The following is a 15,851-nucleotide window of genomic DNA, read 5'->3' as shown; positions in this document are numbered from 1 at the left end:
TCCCCCGGTCAGTGCTTGAGGATCTTGGAGAGGAAGTCCTTGGCGCGCTCGCTGCGCGGGGCGGTGAAGAACTCCTCCGGGGTGCGGTCCTCGACGATGCGGCCGTCGGCCATGAAGACGACCCGGTTGGCGGAGGCGCGGGCGAAGCCCATCTCGTGGGTGACGACGACCATGGTCATGCCGTCACGGGCGAGCGTCCGCATGACCTCCAGCACCTCGTTGATCATCTCCGGGTCGAGGGCGGAGGTGGGCTCGTCGAAGAGCATCACCTTGGGGTCCATGGCGAGGGCGCGGGCGATGGCCACGCGCTGCTGCTGGCCGCCGGAGAGCTGCGCCGGGTACTTGACGGCGTGCGCGAGCAGGCCGACCCGGTCGAGGAGTTCACGCGAGCGCCGGTCGGCGTCGTCCCTCGTGCGCCTGCGGACCTTGACCTGGGCGAGGGAGACGTTCTGGAGGACCGTCTTGTGGGCGAAGAGGTTGAAGGACTGGAAGACCATGCCGACCTCGGCGCGCATCCGGGCGAGCGCCTTTCCCTCCTGGGGCAGCGGCTCGCCGTCGAGGGTGATGGTGCCGGACTCGACGGTCTCCAGCCGGTTGATCGTCCTGCACAGCGTCGACTTCCCCGACCCGGACGGGCCGACGACCACGACCACCTCTCCCTTGCCGACGGTGAGGTCGATGTCCCGCAGGACATGCAGTTCCCCGTAGTACTTGTTGACGCCCAGCAGTTCGATCAACGGATCGACGGCCATCCGCAGCCCTACTCACTCTCAGCTGTGTCGTGGTTGCCGCAACCTATCCAGACGCCAGCGGAGTCGAGGGACGACACGCACTTTTCGGGCATTAGCCGTATTTACCGCGTATGGGGTGGTGGTGCGAGAGGGGCGGGTGCCGACGGCGGGGACCGGCGGCAGGAACCGGCTCAGCTCTCGGCGATCTCGGCGTACAGCTGGGACAGCTCCGGGACACCGCTCGCCGCCCACTCCTGGCCGGCGTCCGCGACCTCGATCTCCCGGCCGGAGGACAGGAGGACGACGGGCTCCCCGCCGGGGCGGATCCGCCAGCGGGCGCCGGGCACGGTGCGCACCACGACCGTGCCCAGATAGAGCCCCGCGTCATGGCCGAGCCCGGGCAGGGTCTCGGTGTCGTCGCGCCAGCGCGGGACGATCTGGTCCAGGGCCTCCAGGGAGGCCGGGGTGTCGTCGAGGCGGACACCCGCCCGATCCGCCTGTGCGCGCAGCAGCTCGCACTCGGACAGCAGCGCGGTGACCGACTCGGGGTCGGCCGGCAGCGCCGCCTCGCCGTTCTTCTTGTGCCGGTGGCCCAGGAACGGAAGGTTCATGGCCCCAGCCTGGCATCACACGTCGAGGTCGACCACCACCGGCGCGTGATCGGAGGCGCCCTTGCCCTTGCGCTCCTCACGGTCGACGTACGCGTCCTTGACCGCCTTGGCGAAGGGTTCGTTGCCGTACACCAGGTCGATGCGCATGCCGCGGTTCTTCGGGAAGCAGAGCTGGCGGTAGTCCCAGTAGGTGTACGGGTGGTCGTACTTCAGCGGGCGGGGCACGACGTCGTCCAGGCCCGTCTCGCGCAGCGCGGCGAGGGCGGCGCGCTCGGCGGGAGTGACGTGGGTGAGGCCCTCGAAGGCGGCCGTGTCGTAGACGTCGTCGTCCGTCGGCGCCACGTTGTAGTCACCCAGGACGGCGAACGGGCGGCTGCCGCCCGCGTCACCGGCGACGGCCGCCTTCAGGGCCTCGAACCACCGGAGCTTGTACGCGTAGTGCGGGTGGTCCACCTCGCGGCCGTTGGGCACGTACACCGACCAGACGCGGACCGGGCCGCACGTCGCCGAGAGGGCGCGCGGCTCGCTCGCGCCGTCGTACCCGGGGTCGCCGGGCAGGCCCTTGACCACGTCCTCGATGCCGACGCGGGAGAGCACCGCCACGCCGTTCCACCGGCCGGTGGCGTGCACCGCCGCCTCGTAGCCCAGCTCGCGCAGCGGGTCGAACGGGAACTGCTCCTCGGCGACCTTGGCCTCCTGGAGGCAGAGCACGTCGGTGCCGCTGCTCTCCAGCCAGGCCAGCAGTCTCGGGAGGCGGGCGGTGATCGAGTTCACGTTCCAGGTTGCGATGCGCATGTCCCACAACCTACCCGCAGGCTCTGACAACGGGCCTCAGAGCTCCGCCGAGGCTCCCGGGGCCAGCCGCAGGTGGTCGGTGCCGCCCAGGGTGCCGATCTGGCGGTCGTAGATCGGCCGGGCGAGATCGGTGAGCAGGGCGTCGTGGACGTCGTAGGCGCGCTGCGGGCGCACCTCGCGGACGTAGTCGATGACCTCGGAGATCTTGTTCCAGGGCGCCATCACGGGAAGCATCAGCGTCTGAACCGCCCGGTCGGGGACGGTGAGGGCGTCGCCGGGATGGAAGACCCTGCCGTCGTCGATCAGATAGCCCACGTTGGTGATGCGCGGGATGTCCGGGTGGATCACGGCGTGCAGTTCGCCGTGGACCTGCACGTCGAAGCCGGCCGCGGTGAACGTGTCGCCGTGGCCGACGGTGTGCACCCGGCCCGGGAAGGCCGCCGCGACCTGCTCCGCCACGGACCTCAGCGTCCAGATCTCGGCGGCCGGGTTCGCCTCCAGGGCGGCGCGCAGCCGGCCCTCGTCGAAGTGGTCCGGGTGCTCGTGCGTGACCAGGACGGCGTCCGCGCCGACGGCCGCGTCCGCCTCGCTGAAGCCGCCGGGGTCGATGACGAGCGTCCGCCCGTCCTTCTCCAGGCGGACGCAGGCGTGGGACTTCTTCGTGAGCTTCATGCCCGCCATCCTGCCGCCTGCGGCGGCCCGGCGGTCACCCGGCTCCTCACGCGTCGGGCGTGGTCTCCTCCGCGATGACCCCCTGGGCCACCCGGAAGGCGCGGTGCGCGGCCGGCACCCCGCAGTACACGGCCGTGTGCAGCAGCACCTCCCTGATCTCGTCCGGGGTGAGGCCGTTGCGCAGCGCCGCCCGGGTGTGGGAGGCGAGATCCTCCAGGTGGCCGCCCGCGACCAGCGCGGTCAGCGTGATGCAGCTGCGGGTGCGGCGGTCCAGGCCCGGCCGGTCCCAGACCTCGCCCCAGGTGACGCGGGTGAGGAAGTCCTGGAAGTCCCCGGAGAACGCGTCGGCCGCGGCCAGCGCCCGGTCCACGTGCGCGTCGCCGAGCACCTCGCGGCGGATCTTCAGCCCGGTCTCGTACCGGTCGGCCGGCGCGGGCAGCGCGGCCGGCACGGGGGCCGGCGCGATCTCGGCGACCGGCACGACCGGCGGCGGCGCGACCGGGACGGGCAGGGCGGCGAGGCTCGGCAGGGCCGTCTGACCGGTGTCGTACGGCTGCTGCCAGGCGGTGGAGAAGTGGTGGACCAGCAGGTCGGTGAGGGCGGCCGGCTGTTCGACGGGGACCAGGTGGGAGGCGCCGGGGACGACCGCGAGCCGGGCGTCCCGGATGCCGGCGACCAGGGTGCGGGCCTCGGCGGGCCCGGTGACACCGTCGTCGGAGCCGACCAGCACGAGGGTCGGCGCGCCGGCCCGGCCCAGCTCGGCACGGACGTCGAAGGCGGCCAGGGCCTCGCAGGCGGCGATGTAGCAACCGGGGTCGGTGGTGCGGACCATCTGCACCGCCCACTCGGTGATCGCGGGCTGGGCGGCGGCGAAGGAGCCGGTGAACCAGCGGTCCGGGGAGGTACGCGCGATCGGGTCGAGCCCGTTGGTCCGGACGATCACGCCGCGCTGGCGGAACTCGTCGGCGGTCCCGAACCGGGGCGAGGCGGCGACCAGCGCCAGCGAGGCGAGCCGCTCCGGGTGGCGCAGCGCGAGCTCCAGCCCGATCGCGCCGCCCAGCGCACAGCCCGCGTACCCGAACCGCTGCACGCCGGCCGCGTCCAGCGTGGCCAGCAGCCGGCCGGTCAGCTCGGCGACGGAACCCGCCGGGTGAGCGGGGGCGCCGCCGTGCCCGGGCAGGTCGAACCGGAAGACCCGCCACTGCTTGGTCAGTTCCGGCACCTGCCGGTCCCACATGTGCCATGTGGTACCCAGTGAGGGACCCAGGATCAGGACAGGAGCGTCTTCTGGCCCGTCAAAGCGGTATTGCAGGGTGTTCGGTGGTGTCTCGCTCACCCGCCCGAGCCTCTCATCTGTCACGACAGCCCCTATGAGCGGGGTCCTGACTGTGGCTGTCTGACCAGGTGGAAGACCTCTCGGGCCGCGTAGCGTTTGAGGCATCGGACGATTTCGCGACGGGTCTTGCCCTCCTTGATCCGGCGCTCGTAGTAGTCCCGGGTGCGCGGGTCGACCCGCAGGCGGGTGAACACGATGCGATGCAGCGCGGCATTGGCCTGACGATCGCCGCCACGGTTGAGACGACGGAACTGCCGACGACCCTGCCGATCGGCGCCTCACTGACCTCGCCGACTCGCTCCGCGAGCGGACGCAACGCATAGACCAGGAAAAGGACGAAGAGGAAGAGGACGAAGAGGAGTACGAGGAGGAGCCGGAGGAAGGCGAGGGGCGTTACGAGGAGGAAGAGGGGGAGGAGGAACCGGAGGAAGAAGAGCCGGAGGAGGAACCCGAAGAGGAAGAAGCTGAGGAAAAGGCCGAGGAGGAACCGCCACAGCGTCACCGTCGGCGGACGGGAACCGCGGCGAGGAAGCGCCCGGACGCCCCCGCTCCCCGTAAGGCGGCCGCCAAGAAGGCTGCTCCTGAAAAAGGAAGGCGGCCCCTGCGAAGAAGACCGCAGCGCACAGGCTCCCCGGCCAGGAAGGCAGCGGCGAAGAAGGCTGCCAAGAAGTCTTCGCCGCACGCCAAGAAGGCCGCTGCGAGGAGGCCCACTGCCAAGGAGACTTCGGCGAAGAGGGCGACCGCGAAGAAGGCCCCGGCCAGGAAGACGGCCCCGGCGCGGAAGACCGCTGCCAAGAAGACCACCGCACGGCGGAGGTAGGTCATGTCCGGCAAAGTGCGTGACACCGACCACGAAGAGAGTTCGGGTCTGGACCTGCTGCACGAACCACTCGTCGACTACCTCGGTGCTCAGGTAGGACATCTCGCCGGCGTCGGCGGTCGGATGCTCCAGAGCGACTCCCCGCTGAAGGCATTCGTGGGTCAGAAGGCCAAGGGGCTCAAGGACAACGTGATGGGCAAGGTCAAGGGCATTTTCGGCGGAGGGGGCGGCGGCAAGGCCGGCAGCACCAAGGTCGTGAACATCATCGAAGTACTCGACGTGGGTGTCCCGATCCGCACGGCGTACAACTACTGGACCCAGTACGAGTAGTTCAGCGGCCTCACCAAGGGCGTACGCAGTGTGTCCAAGAACGACGAGGTCGCCAGCACCTGGAAGATGAAGGTCGGTCCGTCGGCTCGGGGCTGGAAGGCACCAGTTGAGGAGCAGGTGCCGGACGAGCGCATCGTATGGAGCTCCGAGGGCGCGACAGGCACCACTCACGGCTGTGTCAGCTTCCACGAACTCACGCCCGACCTGACGCGCATCGTGCTCGTCGTCGAGCACTACCCCTCGGGCTTCTTCGAGAAAACAGGCAACCTGTGGCGCGCCCAAGGCTGGCGTTCGCGGCTGGACTTCAAGAACTTCCAGCGCTACGTCACGTTCGCCGACGAGGAAGTCGAGGGCTGGCGCGGAGAGATCCGCGACGGCGAGGTGGTCCGCAGCCATGAGGAGGCACTGGAAGAGGAGGAAGCAACAGGGGAGGACGAGGACCAGGAGGAGTACGACGAAGAAGACGACGGGAACGAGCGCTGATGCGGAGGGACAGCTCATCGGCCGGGTGAACCGCATTGAACCCAGGGGCGCAGGAGATCCGGACGGTGGCTCGCTCCCTCTCCCACATGCTGCAACGGGCGCGGGGCGGGACCACGACGGACGACACGACGCTCCTGCTGATCGAGTGGCGTGGCTCAGGCTGACCGGCCTCACGGCGGCAACCTGGTTGAAAGCCATCCGTCCTGATCACATGTGACATGCCACGTTTGACGTAATGGGCACTTTGGGTTGGTCGGCTGCGTCACTCTGGAGGGGCTGATCACGGTCGTGTCGGGAGCCCGTGTGTACAGATCACGTGAGAGGGTCGAGCGGATCGGCTGTGACCGCCGGACGGCCCCCGAGCGTGTCGGGGCGGCGCTGCATCCGCGGCACGAGGCCGGCAGGAACATGATGACCGAGACTTCGAGGACACCGGTACGAGAGCGCGGCCATGGCACAAGGTGAGCGGCGACCGGACAACAGCATGACGGACCGTTCGGAAGGGTTCGGTGAGCGGCTGCTGGGGGTGCTGCTGGACCGGGCACACGAAATGCCGCCGCAGCTGATCGCCCCGCTGGTCGTGGACGAGGTGGCCACGGTCGGTGGTCGCGACGTGTCGATCCTGCTGCAGGACTACGGCCAGCTGGTGCTGGTGCCGCTGCCGGGTCGGCGGCTGATGGTCGGCGAGCCCGAGCCGATCGGCGGCTCTCCCGCCGGCACCGCCTTCCTGCAGGCGACCACTGTCGAGGTACCGCAGCCCGACGGCGTCCGGATGTACCTACCGCTGCTGGACGGCAGCGGCCAGGTGGGAGTGATGGCCCTCACCCTGGACACCGTCGATGACGACGACCGTCGGCTGCTGCGCAGGCTCGCCAGTCTGGTCGCCTACATGCTGGTCACCAAGCACAGCTACACCGACCAGTTCTTCTTCGCCCGGCGCCGCGAACCGATGAGTGTGGCAGCGGAGATCCAGTGGTCCCTGCTGCCGCCGCTGGCGATGTCCGTCCCACAGGCAGCAGTGGCCGGAATCCTGGAGCCCGTCTACAGCGTCGCAGGCGACAGCTTCGACTACGCCCTCAACGAGGACATCCTGCACCTGGCCATCGTCGATGCGATGGGCCATGGCCTGGACGCCGCCACGATGGCGACCGTCGCCGTCGGGGCCTACCGGCACGCCAGACGTGCCGACATCGGCCTCTCCGAGATCTATGCGTTCATGGACCGGGCCATCGCGGCGCAGTTCGGGCCCGAGCACTTCGTCACCGCGCAGATGATGCGCTTGAACATCGCGACGGGCCACCTGCAGTGGGTCAACGCGGGCCACCCCGCACCGCTGTTGATCCGCAACCACCAGGTCGTGCGGCAACTGACAGGCCCGACCACCTTGCCGGTCGGCTTCGGCGGTGAAGAGCCCCAGATCTGCGAGCAGATGCTCCAACACGGCGACAGGGTGCTGTGCTTCACCGACGGCCTGATCGAGGAGCACGAAGCCGGTGAAGAGCAGTTCGGCGAGGAGCAACTCATCCACTGGGTCAACCGCATCGAACACACAGAGAAGGGAGTACGCGCGGTGGTGCGCGCACTCTCCCACGCTCTGAAGCAGCAACGGGGCGGCCGTACCAGCGACGACGCGACCCTCTTCCTGATCGAATGGCGCGGGGACGCCGCCGACCACCTCGCTCTCCTGGAGTGAGGCGGCTCTCAAACCACCATAAATGGCGGCTCGGTTCAGGAGACCGGCCGGGTGACGCTACACGGACTGGATTCGCGGCTCTTCCTGCGCCTTCCTGCACGGTCGTGCTCTCGTGCAGAGAGGCCAACGGCCGGTTCGGCAGCCTGCGTTCCAGGCGCAGGTCCGACCGGTTTCCTCATGGCATGCGTCCTACGCAGGAGCCCCCTTCCCCTGAGCCGTTGTGCAGGCTGGGCCGGATGTGCGGGGTGGCACTTCTCGGTTCGGTGCCACGACCGGAGCCGCCACAGCCGGGTATGGTCAGGGGGGCAAGGTCGCCGTGCGATCGTCGTGGCGCGTGAACAGCTGAATCACGTCGGGCGGCGGGCGTCATGCCCGCCTTCGGATTCCCAGACCGCCTCCCGTATCGAGTCCGAGTCGGCCTCGTCCTCTGCCATGGCCCGGAAGCTTTCGGCCTCATGCATCAGGCCGCTCGCCGTGAGGTTCCGTGACGGGTCGGTGGCCGTGACCATGAGCCGGGCCGCGGTGGCCGGGTCTGTCTCCGGTGGAATCACCAGCAGGTCCCAGCGGCCGAAGGTGTAGGACAGCAGCAACAACTCGTGCGGGTCCTGCCCGGCGTTGGACCAGCCGACGCGCACCATGTGGCCATGCGCGGGCACTTCTCCTGGAATGACCGGCCAGAACGTGCGGCTCACCGCTACCCGGGTGATCCGCCCCCACAGCGGGTCGAGACATTCGACGAGCGCCGGGAGCTGCTCCGTCAGGTTGCGCGAACGGGGCCACCAGGCACCGTCGATCAGGGCCGGAGGGGCGCCGGCCCGCGCCAGGGTGAGTCGAAGCGGTGACGAAGAAGGAGCCCAGCCTTCGACTGCGGGCGTGAACGGAATGGTCGCGGTCATGGCGCGGACCCAACCCCGGGCCGGTCACGGCCGGCCCGGTTGTCGTGAATCGCCGAGAACGACGTCAGCGTTGAAGCCGGTGTACGAGATGCTCTCGGTAATCACCAGGATACTCCTCGCCGAGGCCCGGCGGACTGATGGAGAGCGATGGGCTGAACGGAACACGAGGAACACCTCCCATGTAACACAGCCGAGGAGTGCCGGGCCAGGGCAGCCGAGGAGTGCTGGGCCAGGGCATGCGGGCCGTCGGGCGTGAGACCGGTCCGGCAACCGGCATACGTCATGCCCCGGCACCCGCAGCGCGCCCCCGCCGGTATCGACAGCCACTTCACGGAGTGCGGCGTCGCCTCCTCAACCGCCCCGGCGTGTGCGGAGTACCGTGGACAACACCGAGGGCATTTCGCACACCGGCTTCCACGACGGGTCGTTCTCGGCGAGAGATGAAACCCGGGCCGCCGCGAAGGCGGCCCGGAGACGGGTCCGCATCATGTCGGCGACCTTGCACCAACCCCTGCCACACCACGAGCCCGCCGCAGCCCCGGCCGCACGTCTCGCCCTGAAGGCCGACGGCACGTCGCGCGGCCTCCTGGACGGTGCCTGGTGGCCCCGCTCCCGAGACCTGCTGAGCGAGCTGCCCGCACTGACCGAAGTCCTGGACGCCTTGTGGGGCCGCATCACCCGCATCGCCGTCAACCCGAAGTCCTGGCCGGTCATCCCGCACGAGATTCCCGTGGGCGGTCATGTCGTCAAGGTCGGCTGGTTCACCCCGGAGATCGACCCGCACAAGCTGCTGCTGCTCTCCTACGGCACCGGTCGCTGGGATCTGCTGGTCATCCCGCCCGAGACCGGAGCGGAGTCGGCGGCCCGCCTGATGGCGGCCGCGTCCGACTGCGACGGTCCGCCGCTGACCGCAAGCGCTCTCATCGGCGCGGACGAGACCCGGCGCGCAGTCTCCGCTGCCGACCGACCACTCGAACCGGACGAGGCAGGGAAGTACGAGGGCAGCCCCTCCTCTGCGGCCGTTCCGGCACAGACCGGTCGCGTCAGTCGCCTGATCATCGGCATGTGAGACAGTCGCCATGAACACCTTCCTGACGACCGGCAGCCTCCTGGTCCTCATCGCAGCGGCGGCAATCGTGATCCACCGGCTCGACATCGAGCACGCGGAAAGGATCGCCTTGCACCGGTACAGTCGCGCCCTGCCCGGCGGCCCGCGCCACGGCACCGACGGGGCACGTCCCCCTGCAGGACCACCACTGTCCAAGTCGCCGGCCGTCGACGAACGACGTGACCACCGTGACGGGGGCCGCGGCCGCTTCCCACCGCGCCGCCGCCGCGACCGCACCACTCACCACGGGTGACGAGGCGATGTCCCCGGCCCCGCGCACCGACCGTCGGCGCGGCCCGTACCGACGGGTTTCGGACCTGCCTCACGAACCGGCGCAGGCACGTGCAGGGATCTTGACCGGCGGGTCCCCGCCCCACGTGGTCCTCGTACCGAGGAGCAGCACATGCAAGCCCTGATCGTTCCCATCGTCCTGATCTGCCTGCTGGCCGTCCTGGGCCTCGCCCTGTCCGTGAAGGTCGTCAAGCAGTACGAGAAGGGAGTGCTGTTCCGCTTCGGCCGACTCGCCGGAACGCGCTCCCCGGGGCTGCGGTTCATCATCCCGTTCGTCGACGCCCTGCACCGGGTGTCGCTGCGGGTCGTCACCATGCCGATCCAGTCCCAGGGCATCATCACCCGGGACAACGTGAGCGTGGACGTGTCGGCGGTCGCCTACTTCCGGGTCGTCGACGCCGTGAAGTCGGTCGTCGCCGTCGAGAACGTCAACGCGGCGATCAACCAGATCGCCCAGACGACCCTGCGGAAGGTCGTCGGCCGGCACACGCTCGACGAGACGCTGTCGGAGACGGACCGTATCAACCTGGACATCCGCCAGATCCTCGACGTCACCACCGTCGACTGGGGTGTGCAGGTCACGCTGGTCGAGCTCAAGGACATCCAGCTGCCCGACACCATGAAGCGCGCCATGGCCCGCCAGGCCGAGGCCGAGCGGGAGAAGCGAGCGAAGATCATCAACGCGGAGGGCGAGTCCCTGGCCGCAGCCGCGCTCGGCGACGCCTCGGACACCATGATGGCCCACCCCCTGGCGCTTCAACTGCGCAATCTCCAGAGCCTGGTGGAGATCGGCGTCGACCAGAACACCACCGTCGTCTTCCCGGCCCCCCTCATGAGCACGATCGGCGAGCTCGGCTCCTTCCTCGCCCGGGAAACCGCTGCCGCCGCACCCGCCGCGGCAGCGCCACCTGCCGGCACCGGCCGCACCGACAAGTCCCTCAGCCCGGCCGACAACGCGCCCGGCACCGCGGCGTGACCCGACTACGGCCCGAGCGATCCGTGCCGCCAGGGCGGACTCGTGGCCGACGTCTGTCGCGCGCGTCCTCCGGGCATCGGCTGATGATGGGAGTACAGCCGAACACGCGGAGCTGATCATGACGGGTTGGCGGGTCAGGGACTATACCCAGGACGATCTCGAAGCCCTGATCCGAGTCGACATGGAGAGCAGCACGACCGAGGAGCCGCCGCTCTTCCCGCTCTCGGACGCCGTGACGGCCCTCCAGGCCCGCCACCCGGCTGTGGTGGCCACGGCCGACGACGTGCTGATCGGCGCCGCGGTGAGCAGGGTGGAGGGCGAACGGGCATGGATCCTGCGCATCTGCATGGCGCCCACCTGGCGGCAGCGCGGGCTGGGCAGTGCCCTGATCACTGCCCTTGAGCAACGGCTTTTCGCCGCCGGCGTCCGGGCGGTGCACGCCGTCCTTCCCGAGGGCGAGACCGGTGCCACCGCCCTGCGCAACTGCGACTTCGGCGCCCGCCCCGGGCTGGTCTTCTTCGAAAAGCGCGGGCCGGTGACCCCGCAGTCGGCCGGCACGCTGTCCTCGCTCGGAGCGGAGCTGCCGGCAGGGGGACTGTGGCAGAAGGTCGCGGGCATGCAGCGGGAGAAGCAGCTCATCGAGCGGCGCCTGGTCCTGCCGCTGGCCCATCCCGAACTGGCCGCCCAGCACGGAGTGGAACTGCCACGGGCGGTGATGCTGTTCGGCCCGCCCGGGACCGGCAAGAGCACGTTCGCGCACGCGATCGCCAGCCGCCTGGGATGGCCCTTCCTCGAACTGTTCCCCGCCCGTCTGGCCGCCGAGTACGGCCTGGCGACCGGGCTGAACCGGCGCTTCGACGAGATCGCCCGGCTCGACCACGTCCTCGTCTTCATCGACGAGGTCGAGGAGATCGCCGGCGAACGCGGCGGCGCGGACGCGACCGCTGTCGGCGTCGTCAACGAACTGCTCAAGGCGATCGTCCGGTTCCGAAGCCAGGACGGACGGCTGCTCGTGTGTGCCACGAACAACGTGACCACGCTCGACTCCGCGTTCCTGCGGCACGGCCGCTTCGACTACGTGCTGCCGATCGGCCCTCCCGACCACACCGCCAGAACCGCACTGTGGGAGAGCTACCTGGCCCGAGCGGGCGCGCGGGCCGACAGCGCGGTACTCGCGTCCGCCAGCGAGGGGTTCACCCCCGCCGACATCGCCCACGCGGCGCGAACCGTCTCCCAGGCCCAGTTCGAGCGCACCTTCGACACCGGAACCCGGACCACCCCCACCACCGACGACTACCTGGACACGATCCGCGACACCAAGCCCACGGTCAGCTCCGCCATGGCTCAGGAATTCGCCCAGCAAACGGAAAAGTACGCCCGCATCTAGCGTCCAGGCCGATGGGGAGTCGATCTGCGACGGACGTGTCAGGCCGGCGCAGGAGGCATGCCGCCGGCCGTATCGATGAGGATCTGTTTGGCCTCGGTGACGTTGTCGGCCCGTACGGCCCTGGCCATCGCGGCGCGTGCCGCGTCGGGCGACGTGTCCGGAGGGACCAGCATCAGGGAGAAATGGTCCCGGTCGCCCCGGGTGATGAGGACGGTGTCGTCACCCACCGGGAAGGAATCGATGTGGACGACTCGGCCGTCGATCATCACCCGGGTCGGCAGTTCGTCCCAGGCGCTGCCGTCCAGACCGACCCGGTTGACAGGTCCGAGGTGCTCGGTCAACGCGGAGATCAGCGAGGGGAGTTCGGCGCCGATGTCCCGGGACCGCGGCCACCATGCGCCGTCCAGGATTCCCTCGCGTGCGTGTGTCGTCTCCAGCCGCAGCAGGGCCGTCCCGGGTTTCACCGACCGGTGAACGGCATCCGGCAGGAGCCTGGGAAGGTCGGGGGTGTCGGAGTCGGCCATGGTGTCCGCCCGTCCGCAGAGAACAGTGCGACCGCAGGGCGTGCGACCGCGATACGGCCCTGCTACCTCACGGTACTCCGCACCACACGCCCGCGAGCGCTTCGCCCCAGGGCACCGTGACGGAAACAGGTAACGGCTCCGGCGTATACCCGCCGGAGCCGCCCTTCCGGGTCATTGCACGTGAGCGTGCGCCGACCCGCTTTCCACGTTACGCCAAAGGGACTAACCCGGCATGAACACTACTTGCGAAGGTTCACCTCGGTCCGAGAAGCCGACGCGGCGGCTCAGCCACGCCCTTCCTCTTCTGTCTCCATCTGCCGGATCCCCTGGTGCGTCAGCGTGATCATCGCGGGCGTGTTGCCCCTCCCCCAGTCCACGACGACCCAACCTTCACCTGCCAGGTACATACAGGCAGCGGCCATGTCCTGCTCAGGGATACCAAGGTCGGTGCGGAGCTGCGCCCCATCGACGCCCAGGAGCCGATTGCCTTCGGCGGCTTGGTACAGAGCCTGCATGATCCTCTCGCGGTACGTCTTCCGGTCTCGCAATATCGCCATGACGCGCCTTCCTCTACTGCCCACGGTCGGGCCGAAGTCGATGTCATCCGCAGTCGCCGTCGCGGTGGGGCTCGTCGGAACGGTGGCGTCCACCGCCGACCGACGGTGCCTGCGGGGCCGACGCCCGATCCCCGGCAGAACATCGCTGTAGTGGAAGGCAGCGATCCGTTCGTCGTGCTGAGCATTGAGCTGGTGGATCAGAACGACTCCGACGGCGATCAGAAGGAGCAGCACGGCCACCGCGATGACAGTCATGGCTCTCTCACCTCCGCCGACCGGCGGGCGAAGGCCCTGTCGAGCCGACGGGCCGGGGCAGGAACGACGGTCGACCCGCTCCCCCGTCGGTCTCCCACGCCTCTTCCCTGATCCGGGCATCGATCCTGTCTGCTGCTTCCCCCCGGGCCGAGGCAGGGATGCCGTCGCCCGCCATCAGCTGCGCGGCGGCATCCGCACCGGTCTCCGGCGGAATCACCAGGACGTCCCGGCGGCCATCGGCGGAGAAGAAGGTCAGTCTGTGCGGATCCTGCTCCTCGGTGGACCAGCCCACGTGCACCGTACGCCCGGCGACGGACACCCGACACGGGATGACGGGCCAGTGGGCAGGGTTCACCGCGATACGCGTGATGCGACCCCAGAGATCGCCCAGGGCAGCTGTCAAGGGTGGCAGCTCACGGGTGAGGGCACGGGAGCGAGGCCACCACGTCCCGTCCAGCCCGCCCGGCGCGGGCGTCAGCGACAGCCGAGCCGACTGCGGCGGCGCGCGCCTGCTAGATGTCGTACGGTCAATGGTCACGGGCATGGCGCGGACCTGTCCCCGGGCTCGTGGGTGCGGCCCGGCGTTGTCGATCACCGGAAACGGCACCCGCGGCGGAGCCGGTACGCGAAGAACTCCCGGTTTCTTCACACTACTCCGCTCACCGGCCCGAAAGCTGGGGGCGACCAGGTATTTTCCTGCCTTCGGACCCTGGTCGCCGGTGCCCGGTACCGGGCCGGTCAGAGCCAGTCCTTGCGCTTGAACGTCAGATACAGCACGGCGGACAGGACCACGATGACGGCTACCGAGGTGATGAATCCGGACTGGCGGCCGAAACCGGGATAGGGAAGGTTCTGGCCGTAGTAGCCGGTGATCGCGGTGGGTACGGCGATGATCGCGGCCCAGCTCGTCACCTTCTTCATGATCAGGTTCATGCGATTGGCCTGGACCGAGAGGTTCGTCTCCATGACCGAGGCCACCAGGTCCCGCAGTGATTCCGTCCATTCGGTGGCACGCAGCACGTGGTCGTAGACGTCCTGGTAGTACGGAACGAGGGGGTCGGTGATCACGTGCAGGCCGGGACGCATGAGTCCGTTGACCACCTCACGCATCGGGAGCACGACGCGGCGCAACCGGACGAGCGATTTGCGCAGTGCGAAAACCCGGCGCTGTACAGCTTCGATCTCGCGGCGCCCGGCCGCGAAGAGCAGACCCTCCAGTGCCTCGATACTGTCGTCCAGTTGCTGGACAGCAGCGAAGTGCCCGTCCACGAGATGGTCGAGTAGGCCGTGCAACAGGAATCCGACACCGTGGCCGGCCAGGTCCGGGCTCTCGTCCCAGCGGGCGACGACGTCCTCGATGTCGAGGCCGTCGTCCTTGCGGACGGTGATCAATGCCTGACTGGTGAGGAATACGGCGATCTCGCTGTATGACAGTTCCGCACCGTCCGGGCTGAACCTGCCTGCCGGGGGCGGGAGTTCAATCCGCGAACGCGGCCACGTAGGACGCCACGCACGACCCGGGTGTGACCAGTGATGTGACAATGTGGCAGTCGACGCTCACCGGCTGGTCGAGCGGCACCTGGACGAGCCGCTCGGTGCGGGTACCGGCGAGTTGCTCGGCCGGCATCAGCGTCCAGCCCCCGGGATCCTGGCCCACCTCGAACAACACGTTGAGGATGTCCCCGGCAGGCGGGCGCAGCGGAGCCGCGGGCAGTACGGCGAGGATCGCGTCGTGCATCGGCGGGTCGCCCTCGCGGGTGGGAAGCCGCAGGCCATGGGGATCGAGGTCATGCAGGCCGACCACGGACTCACGGGCGGCGGGATGGTCGCGTGCGAGCACCGCGTGCAGCGGCTCGGACCAGGCACGCACCGCAGTCACCGCCGGCGAGGTGACCGCTCCGCAGACCAGCGCCAGGTCCAGCTCGCCGTCGCGGACGGCGTCGAGGCGGGCGGTAACCGGCAGGTCGACCAGTTTCGGCTCGGCAGGGCGTCCGCTCTCGCGCATGCGGCCCACCGCCCGCTCGAGGCGCGCGGTGACGCAGGAGGCCACCCCGATCCGCAGGACGGCCGCCGGATGTCCGGCGGCCACCCGCACCCGGGCCGCCGCAGCGAGGGTCTCGCGGGCCGCAGCGAGAACCCGTTCACCGGCCGGGGTCAACCGCACCCGGCGTGAGGTGCGCTCCAGCAGGCGTACGCCGAGCTCACGTTCGAGCCGGGAGATCTGCTGGCTCACCGCCGGCTGCACGATGCTCAGCCGTTGCGCCGCCCGCCCGAAGTGCAGCTCCTCCGCGACGGTCACGAAATACTGCAGCGCCCTGAGTTCCACCCTCCTGATCTATCACCGGATGTGATCGCTGGTGAGGGATTCCGGTCATTGTTCGCCAAG

Annotated in this window: 17 protein-coding genes and 2 pseudogenes; 6 read left to right on the top strand and 13 right to left on the bottom strand. The window is 69.4% G+C overall.

Features of this window, described 5'->3' with window-relative positions; genetic code table 11:
* Positions 1-8: 8 nt before the first annotated feature.
* The 7 genes and pseudogenes from AC4OXY_RS36755 to AC4OXY_RS36725 form a co-directional block, all read right to left on the bottom strand.
* The gene (locus tag AC4OXY_RS36755) at positions 9-752 is read right to left on the bottom strand and encodes an amino acid ABC transporter ATP-binding protein (RefSeq protein ID WP_491991755.1); all 744 of its coding nucleotides are present in this window, start codon (positions 750-752) and stop codon (positions 9-11) included.
* A 170-nt stretch (positions 753-922) separates the two neighbouring features.
* On the bottom strand, positions 923-1,342 hold the full coding sequence (locus AC4OXY_RS36750) for a DUF6278 family protein (protein ID WP_491991754.1): 420 nt from the start codon (positions 1,340-1,342) through the stop codon (positions 923-925).
* Between the two features lie 15 nt (positions 1,343-1,357).
* Positions 1,358-2,137 (bottom strand): exodeoxyribonuclease III, encoded by a 780-nt coding sequence (locus AC4OXY_RS36745; protein ID WP_362820772.1) that lies wholly within the window; start codon positions 2,135-2,137, stop codon positions 1,358-1,360.
* Positions 2,138-2,173: 36 nt separating this feature from the next.
* Complete coding sequence (locus AC4OXY_RS36740) at positions 2,174-2,809, bottom strand: MBL fold metallo-hydrolase (RefSeq protein WP_491991753.1); 636 nt, start codon at positions 2,807-2,809, stop codon at positions 2,174-2,176.
* A gap of 46 nt (positions 2,810-2,855) precedes the next feature.
* Positions 2,856-4,145, bottom strand: coding sequence for a bifunctional 3-oxoadipate enol-lactonase/4-carboxymuconolactone decarboxylase PcaDC (pcaDC, locus tag AC4OXY_RS36735; protein ID WP_491991752.1), 1,290 nt, complete (start codon positions 4,143-4,145; stop codon positions 2,856-2,858).
* Positions 4,146-4,177: 32 nt separating this feature from the next.
* Positions 4,178-4,408 (bottom strand): annotated as a pseudogene (locus tag AC4OXY_RS36730) (IS110 family transposase); the annotation flags it as partial.
* Positions 4,409-4,643: 235 nt separating this feature from the next.
* Positions 4,644-4,970 carry a hypothetical protein gene (locus tag AC4OXY_RS36725; RefSeq protein ID WP_491991751.1) on the bottom strand — a complete coding sequence of 109 codons (327 nt, stop codon included), beginning with the start codon at positions 4,968-4,970 and terminating at the stop codon, positions 4,644-4,646.
* Between AC4OXY_RS36725 and AC4OXY_RS36720 the strand changes: the two are divergent.
* Together AC4OXY_RS36720 and AC4OXY_RS36715 are read left to right on the top strand one after the other, a co-directional pair.
* A pseudogene (locus AC4OXY_RS36720) lies at positions 4,969-5,769 on the top strand (SRPBCC family protein); the annotation flags it as partial. The gene AC4OXY_RS36725 and the pseudogene AC4OXY_RS36720 overlap by 2 nt on opposite strands.
* Positions 5,770-6,229: 460 nt before the next feature.
* Positions 6,230-7,471 (top strand): PP2C family protein-serine/threonine phosphatase, encoded by a 1,242-nt coding sequence (locus AC4OXY_RS36715; RefSeq protein WP_376294352.1) that lies wholly within the window; start codon positions 6,230-6,232, stop codon positions 7,469-7,471.
* A gap of 347 nt (positions 7,472-7,818) precedes the next feature.
* Here AC4OXY_RS36715 and AC4OXY_RS36710 read toward each other — a convergent pair whose 3' ends face one another.
* Complete coding sequence (locus AC4OXY_RS36710) at positions 7,819-8,367, bottom strand: DUF5994 family protein (protein WP_491991750.1); 549 nt, start codon at positions 8,365-8,367, stop codon at positions 7,819-7,821.
* Positions 8,368-8,746: 379 nt separating this feature from the next.
* On the opposite strand from AC4OXY_RS36710, the gene AC4OXY_RS36705 reads away from it, so the two are divergent.
* The 4 genes from AC4OXY_RS36705 to AC4OXY_RS36690 all read left to right on the top strand — a co-directional run bounded on the left by AC4OXY_RS36705 (position 8,747) and on the right by AC4OXY_RS36690 (position 12,129).
* A complete protein-coding gene (locus tag AC4OXY_RS36705; protein WP_491991749.1) occupies positions 8,747-9,436 on the top strand; it encodes a DUF5994 family protein in 690 nt (229 codons plus the stop codon).
* A gap of 10 nt (positions 9,437-9,446) precedes the next feature.
* Entirely contained in the window at positions 9,447-9,728 is a 282-nt protein-coding gene (locus AC4OXY_RS36700; protein ID WP_376294345.1) for a hypothetical protein, read from the top strand.
* A 150-nt stretch (positions 9,729-9,878) separates the two neighbouring features.
* A complete protein-coding gene (locus tag AC4OXY_RS36695; protein WP_491991748.1) occupies positions 9,879-10,742 on the top strand; it encodes a slipin family protein in 864 nt (287 codons plus the stop codon).
* A gap of 118 nt (positions 10,743-10,860) precedes the next feature.
* On the top strand, positions 10,861-12,129 hold the full coding sequence (locus tag AC4OXY_RS36690) for an ATP-binding protein (RefSeq protein WP_376294340.1): 1,269 nt from the start codon (positions 10,861-10,863) through the stop codon (positions 12,127-12,129).
* Between the two features lie 38 nt (positions 12,130-12,167).
* Here AC4OXY_RS36690 and AC4OXY_RS36685 read toward each other — a convergent pair whose 3' ends face one another.
* The 5 genes from AC4OXY_RS36685 to AC4OXY_RS36665 all read right to left on the bottom strand — a co-directional run bounded on the left by AC4OXY_RS36685 (position 12,168) and on the right by AC4OXY_RS36665 (position 15,791).
* Positions 12,168-12,653 (bottom strand): DUF5994 family protein, encoded by a 486-nt coding sequence (locus AC4OXY_RS36685; RefSeq protein WP_376294338.1) that lies wholly within the window; start codon positions 12,651-12,653, stop codon positions 12,168-12,170.
* Positions 12,654-12,937: 284 nt separating this feature from the next.
* Positions 12,938-13,465: a hypothetical protein gene (locus AC4OXY_RS36680; RefSeq protein ID WP_376294335.1), complete on the bottom strand. Its 528-nt coding sequence runs from the start codon at positions 13,463-13,465 to the stop codon at positions 12,938-12,940.
* A gap of 7 nt (positions 13,466-13,472) precedes the next feature.
* The gene (locus AC4OXY_RS36675; protein ID WP_376294333.1) at positions 13,473-14,009 is read right to left on the bottom strand and encodes a DUF5994 family protein; all 537 of its coding nucleotides are present in this window, start codon (positions 14,007-14,009) and stop codon (positions 13,473-13,475) included.
* A gap of 194 nt (positions 14,010-14,203) precedes the next feature.
* Positions 14,204-15,007, bottom strand: coding sequence for a magnesium transporter CorA family protein (locus tag AC4OXY_RS36670; protein WP_491991747.1), 804 nt, complete (start codon positions 15,005-15,007; stop codon positions 14,204-14,206).
* Complete coding sequence (locus AC4OXY_RS36665; protein WP_491991746.1) at positions 14,943-15,791, bottom strand: LysR family transcriptional regulator; 849 nt, start codon at positions 15,789-15,791, stop codon at positions 14,943-14,945. The genes AC4OXY_RS36670 and AC4OXY_RS36665 overlap by 65 nt, the downstream gene beginning before the upstream one ends.
* Positions 15,792-15,851: the final 60 nt, after the last annotated feature.

It is taken from the genome of Streptomyces sp. HUAS MG56, from assembly GCF_058673395.1.
This window is presented reverse-complemented; position numbering and strand designations above follow the sequence as displayed.

Coding starts and splice junctions, on each gene's coding strand:
- AC4OXY_RS36740 (WP_491991753.1), bottom strand. CDS start 2,809: ATGAAGCTCACGAAGAAGTCCCACGCCTGCGTCCGCCTGGAGAAGGAC.
- AC4OXY_RS36700 (WP_376294345.1), top strand. CDS start 9,447: ATGAACACCTTCCTGACGACCGGCAGCCTCCTGGTCCTCATCGCAGCG.
- AC4OXY_RS36755 (WP_491991755.1), bottom strand. CDS start 752: ATGGCCGTCGATCCGTTGATCGAACTGCTGGGCGTCAACAAGTACTAC.
- AC4OXY_RS36695 (WP_491991748.1), top strand. CDS start 9,879: ATGCAAGCCCTGATCGTTCCCATCGTCCTGATCTGCCTGCTGGCCGTC.
- AC4OXY_RS36725 (WP_491991751.1), bottom strand. CDS start 4,970: ATGACCTACCTCCGCCGTGCGGTGGTCTTCTTGGCAGCGGTCTTCCGC.
- AC4OXY_RS36745 (WP_362820772.1), bottom strand. CDS start 2,137: ATGCGCATCGCAACCTGGAACGTGAACTCGATCACCGCCCGCCTCCCG.
- AC4OXY_RS36675 (WP_376294333.1), bottom strand. CDS start 14,009: ATGCCCGTGACCATTGACCGTACGACATCTAGCAGGCGCGCGCCGCCG.
- AC4OXY_RS36685 (WP_376294338.1), bottom strand. CDS start 12,653: ATGGCCGACTCCGACACCCCCGACCTTCCCAGGCTCCTGCCGGATGCC.
- AC4OXY_RS36680 (WP_376294335.1), bottom strand. CDS start 13,465: ATGACTGTCATCGCGGTGGCCGTGCTGCTCCTTCTGATCGCCGTCGGA.
- AC4OXY_RS36710 (WP_491991750.1), bottom strand. CDS start 8,367: ATGACCGCGACCATTCCGTTCACGCCCGCAGTCGAAGGCTGGGCTCCT.
- AC4OXY_RS36690 (WP_376294340.1), top strand. CDS start 10,861: ATGACGGGTTGGCGGGTCAGGGACTATACCCAGGACGATCTCGAAGCC.
- AC4OXY_RS36715 (WP_376294352.1), top strand. CDS start 6,230: ATGGCACAAGGTGAGCGGCGACCGGACAACAGCATGACGGACCGTTCG.
- AC4OXY_RS36750 (WP_491991754.1), bottom strand. CDS start 1,342: ATGAACCTTCCGTTCCTGGGCCACCGGCACAAGAAGAACGGCGAGGCG.